At 63.0% G+C, this 5,018-nt stretch carries 5 protein-coding genes; 1 reads left to right on the forward strand and 4 read right to left on the reverse strand.

From position 1 onward, the window contains the following. The 3 genes from EOA60_RS18320 to EOA60_RS18330 form a co-directional block, all read right to left on the reverse strand. Positions 1-1,162 (reverse strand): helicase-related protein (locus tag EOA60_RS18320; protein ID WP_281060752.1); only part of this gene is annotated, 1,162 nt, incomplete at its 3' end. A 724-nt stretch (positions 1,163-1,886) separates the two neighbouring features. Further along, entirely contained in the window at positions 1,887-2,609 is a 723-nt protein-coding gene (locus EOA60_RS18325) for a beta-ketoacyl-ACP reductase (protein WP_067319406.1), read from the reverse strand. Between the two features lie 133 nt (positions 2,610-2,742). Continuing rightward, entirely contained in the window at positions 2,743-3,930 is a 1,188-nt protein-coding gene (locus EOA60_RS18330) for an acetyl-CoA C-acetyltransferase (protein ID WP_095824067.1), read from the reverse strand. Between the two features lie 301 nt (positions 3,931-4,231). Between EOA60_RS18330 and phaR the strand changes: the two genes are divergently transcribed. Continuing rightward, positions 4,232-4,825 carry a polyhydroxyalkanoate synthesis repressor PhaR gene (gene phaR, locus EOA60_RS18335; protein WP_095799787.1) on the forward strand — a complete coding sequence of 198 codons (594 nt, stop codon included), beginning with the start codon at positions 4,232-4,234 and terminating at the stop codon, positions 4,823-4,825. 3 nt (positions 4,826-4,828) lie between these two features. Here phaR and EOA60_RS18340 read toward each other — a convergent pair. Then, positions 4,829-5,018: citrate/2-methylcitrate synthase (locus tag EOA60_RS18340; RefSeq protein ID WP_281060753.1), on the reverse strand; the 190-nt coding region annotated here is incomplete at its 5' end.

Raw genomic sequence — 5,018 nt, forward strand, 5'->3', positions numbered from 1 at the left:
GGGCGGGCGCGATCTTGCGGTAGTCCGGCAGCGCGCAGGCCTCCCACAGCAGCGCCACGCGCTCCCTGCCGGTGGCTAGCGTCCTGATGTCGCCGTCGCGCGACAAATGTTCCAGCGCCTGAGCGTCGACCGCCGGCAATGCCCGGGTCAGCCCTTCGACCGGCGCGTTGGTCTCGATCGAGCGTTTCAGGGCATCGAGGCTGGCAAAATCGAAATCGGCGGTGCGCCACTGCAGCACCTTCACCGGGTCGAAATCGTGCCCCTCGATCTTCTTGACCAGATCCTCGTCGAACGGATCGACCTGGCCGGTGACGCCGAAGGTGCCGTCGCGCAGGTGTCGGCCGGAACGCCCCGCGATCTGGCCTAGCTCGGCGGCGGTCAGGTTGCGGTATTGGTAGCCGTCGAACTTGCGGTTCTGGGCGAAGGCGACGTGCTCGAGGTCGAGGTTCAGGCCCATGCCGATGGCATCGGTGGCGACTAGATAGTCGACGTCGCCCGACTGGAAGATCTCCACCTGGGCATTGCGGGTGCGGGGACTGAGCGCGCCGAGAACGACGGCAGCACCGCCCTGCTGGCGGCGGATCAATTCGGCGATGGCATAGACCTCGTCGGCGGAGAAGGCGACGATCGCCGTGCGCCGCGGCAGGCGGGTGAGCTTCTTCGAGCCGGCGTAGGCAAGATGCGACAGCCGCGGCCGCGTCACCACCGAGACGCCCTTCAGCAGGCGTTGCAGGATGCCGTGCATGGTGGCGGCGCCCAGAAGCAGCGTCTCCTGGCGGCCGCGCAGATGCAGGATGCGGTGGGTGAAGATGTGGCCGCGTTCGAGGTCGCCGGCGAGCTGCACCTCGTCGATGGCGACGAAGGCGGCATCGGTCTCTCGCGGCATCGCTTCCACGGTGCAGACGGAATATCTCGCGCTCGCCGGCACGATCTTCTCTTCGCCGGTGATCAGCGCCACCTTGCTGGCGCCGACCTTCTCGCAGACGCGCGTATAGACCTCGCGGGCAAGGAGCCTCAGCGGCAGACCGATGATGCCGGTGTCGTGCGACACCATGCGCTCGATGGCGAGATGGGTCTTGCCGGTGTTAGTGGGGCCGAGCACGGCCGTTACGTCGCGGCCGGAAAGGATCAGCGGCTGGGAGGGTTTCGGCTGGATATTCATCGGCTCGGAAATGAGGCTTTCTGCCGCTTGTTGTCGGGGACGCGGCGGTGCCGCCGCGTGTGACAGGGCACACATAGGGATTTCAGACGCGAAGCGAAAGCGGAATGTTCCCATCAAGAGATGGCGCGACGACAGGCAAGGTCAAAATCCGCGGCCGATTAACCGTTGGAACGAGTCTGGAACGAATCGGCGACGAATCACTGACTCGCTCTGATTCAGGTTTTGTTCACGGCTATATGTGGATTTTTTGACCATGAGTCTCACCACATGCTGAATCTGTGAACTGGCCCGTTTCGTGCTTGGCTCGCGCTGGTTCCGGAGCGTCGTTAACCTTTGCGGGGGAGCGACCGCGACGGACTCGAGCGCGGCCGCCAACATTGTGAAATGGTTGATCTTTCCTAACCGGCGTTAATCTTGTTCGCGCCTATTTCCGGCGCGGCGCGTTAACTTCTCGGCCAAAGCCGGAACGAATCGGCGACGAATCAGCGATCTGCAAAACTTCCTGTTTTGTTCACCCCTAGATATGGTGTTGTCCAAAGCTTGTGCACCGAAAATCCACAGCTTGTGAACCGGGTTTCCCACAGGGCGCGGGGAGGCTGTTAACTTTTGCGTGCCAAATTGAGGCATGCCCACCCGGTGCTGCCGGAGCGCAGACAAAAACAGGCGGCCCGTTTGCGGCGGGCCGCCTGCCATCGGTGTCAGAAGAGTTCAGCCGAACAAGATCTCAGGCGAAATACTGGCCGCCATTGGCGCTTATCGTCGAGCCGGTGATGAAGCCTGCGTCTTCGGAGGCGAGGAAGACAACGCAGCGCGCAATCTCCTCCGGCTCGCCGAGACGGCCGACCGGGATCTGAGCGATGATCGATTCCCGCACTTTTTCCGGCACGGCCATGACCATGTCGGTGGCGATGTAGCCGGGGCAAACAACGTTGACGGTGATGCCTGCGCGGGCGCCTTCCTGGGCAAGCGCCTTGGTGAAGCCGATGTCGCCGGCTTTCGAGGCCGAATAATTGACCTGGCCCATCTGGCCTTTCTGGCCGTTGATCGAGGAGATGGTGATGACGCGGCCGAACTTCCTATCGCGCATGCCGTTCCATAGCGGATGCGTCATGTTGAAGACGCCGGAAAGGTTGGTGTCGATGACCTCCTTCCACTGTTCGCGGGTCATCTTGTGGAACATGGTGTCGCGGGTGATGCCGGCATTGTTGACCAGCACCGAGACCGGGCCGAGATCAGCCTCGACTTGGGCGATGCCTGCGGCGCAAGCGTCATAATCGGCAACCGACCATTTGTAGACGGGGATGCCGGTCTCGGCCTTGAATTTCTGGGCCGCCTCGTCATTGCCGGCATAGTTCGCGGCGACCGAATAGCCGGCATTCTTCAGGGCCACCGATATCGCCGCACCGATGCCGCGCGATCCGCCCGTGACGATTGCTACCTTGCTCATGCATTTCCTCCCTTTGGTCGGAAGAACGAATAGGGAGTGGCGAAGAGCGAGTAGGGATCCGATAGCCCGTCGCGCAACGCTATTTCCCCTGTTCGCTACTCCTCATTCGCTATTCGCTCAGTTCGCCGCTCGCTCAGTTCAAGGCTTCCACACACATCGCAACGCCCATGCCGCCGCCGATGCAAAGCGTCGCGAGGCCCTTCTTTGCGCCGCGGCGACGCATCTCGTAGACCAGCGTGTTGAACACGCGGGCGCCCGAGGCGCCGATCGGATGGCCGATGGCGATGGCGCCGCCATTGACGTTGACGATCGAGGGATCCCAGCCCATGCCCTTGTTGACGGCGCAGGCCTGCGCGGCGAAGGCCTCGTTGGCCTCGACGAGATCGAGGTCCTTGGCCGACCAGCCGGCCTTTTCCAGCGCCCGCTTCGAGGCCGGGATCGGGCCGGTGCCCATGATCGCCGGATCGACGCCGGCGGTCGCCCAGGAGGCGATGCGGACCAGTGGGGTGATGCCGCGCCTGGCAGCCTCGGCCTCGCTCATCAGCAGCGCGCCGGCGGCTCCGTCATTGATGCCCGAAGCATTGGCGGCGGTGACGGTGCCGTCCTTGTCGAAGGCCGGCTTCAGCTTGGTCATGGCATCCAGCGTAGCGCCGTGGCGGATATATTCGTCCTGGTCGACGATGGTGTCGCCCTTCTTGCCCTTGATGGTGACGGCGACGATCTCGTCCTTGAACTTACCGGCCTTCTGCGCCGCCTCGGCCTTGTTTTGCGAGGCCAGCGCGAACTCGTCCTGGACTTCGCGGGTGATCTGGAAGTGACGAGCGACGTTCTCGGCGGTGTTGCCCATATGGTAGCCGTTGAAGGCATCCCATAGGCCGTCCTTGATCATGGTATCGATCATCTTGTAGTCGCCCATCTTGACGCCGGCGCGCAGGTGCTGGGCGTGCGGCGACAGCGACATCGATTCCTGGCCGCCGGCGACGATCACCTTGGCGTCGCCGGTGGCGATCTGCTGCATGCCGAGCGCAATGGCCCTCAAGCCCGAGCCGCAAACCTGGTTGAGGCCCCAAGCAGTCGTCTCCTTGGGCAGACCGGCATTGATGGAAGCCTGGCGGGCCGGGTTCTGGCCCTGAGCGGCGGTCAGCACCTGACCGAGGATGACTTCGTCCACCTCCGCCGGGTCGACCTTGGCACGCGCGAGCAATTCCTTGATGACGACCGCGCCGAGCTCGTGCGCGGGCGTGGCGGCGAAACTGCCGTTGAAGGAGCCGACTGCTGTGCGGGCTGCGCTGGCGACGACGATTGAATTGGAAGCGGACATTTTCTTCTCCAGGCTTCGAGGTGTCGTTAGGCTATCCTTTGGAGACTTTCTTGCCCGTTCAAGCACCTGAGTCAAACCGGAAATCGGCATGGCCGCCATGCGCCGCAAGCAAGTCGAGCGCTTATCGTGACGGCGTGGCCATCGCGCTGCAGCACAATTTGGCCCGCCCTTTCGGCATTAATTGATGCCGCACTGCACAAACCGCTTGGAATTGTGACGCTTTTGCGCATATCCTCGACAAATGGCGCAATCGTTACCGGCCGCTTACTGTGAACGCGCCGGTATCCTGGGGAGGATACGGATGGCCGCAAAAGACGACCCGATCGTCATCAAGAAGTACGCCAACCGCCGGCTCTACAACACCGGCACCAGCACCTATGTGACGCTCGAAGATCTGGCCGAGATGGTCAAGAAGGGCGAAGAATTCACCGTGCAGGACGCCAAGACCGGCGACGACATCACGCATCCGGTGCTGACCCAGATCATCTTCGAGCTGGAGAACAAGGACGGGCAGAACATGCTGCCGATCCCGTTTCTGCGCCAGCTGATCTCCTTCTACGGCGACCAGATGCAGATGATCGTGCCGAGCTTCCTCGAACAGTCGATGATCGCCTTCTCCAAGGAGCAGGAGCGCTTCCGCGAGCAGCTGAAGGGCGCCTTCGGCAAGGCACCGATCGACATGATGAAGACGCCGATGAAGGCGCTGGAGGAACAGACGCGGCGCAACGTCGAGATGTTTCAGAACGCGATGCGCATGTTCACGCCGTTCCCGTCGGGCGGCCCCAATTCCGCGGCGCCCGCCGAGCCGCCGAAGAAGGACGAGAAATCCGACGACCTGCAGGAATTGAAGGCGCAGATCGCCGCCATGCAGCGCAAGCTCGACACCATGTCGTGATGGCTAGCCGTCAGGTGTTCCTGCAGGGCCGTCATAGCGGGCTCGCGGCCTGATCGGCCTGTTGCTCGTCACCTGCTCGATGGCATGCGCCGTCCAGCCGATGCTGCGACCGAGCGCGAACAGGCGAAAGGGCGCGTCGGCGGGGAGATTGAGGCTGCGCGTCAGCGCGGCCAGCGCGAAGTCGACATTCGGG

Source organism: Mesorhizobium sp. M1A.F.Ca.IN.020.06.1.1, assembly GCF_004023265.1.
GTDB lineage: Bacteria > Pseudomonadota > Alphaproteobacteria > Rhizobiales > Rhizobiaceae > Mesorhizobium.

Bases quoted from the DNA above. Each gene is read 5' to 3' on its own strand.
- phaR (WP_095799787.1), top strand. From the start codon at position 4,232: ATGGCCGCAAAAGACGACCCGATCGTCATCAAGAAGTACGCCAACCGC.
- EOA60_RS18330 (WP_095824067.1), bottom strand. From the start codon at position 3,930: ATGTCCGCTTCCAATTCAATCGTCGTCGCCAGCGCAGCCCGCACAGCA.
- EOA60_RS18325 (WP_067319406.1), bottom strand. From the start codon at position 2,609: ATGAGCAAGGTAGCAATCGTCACGGGCGGATCGCGCGGCATCGGTGCG.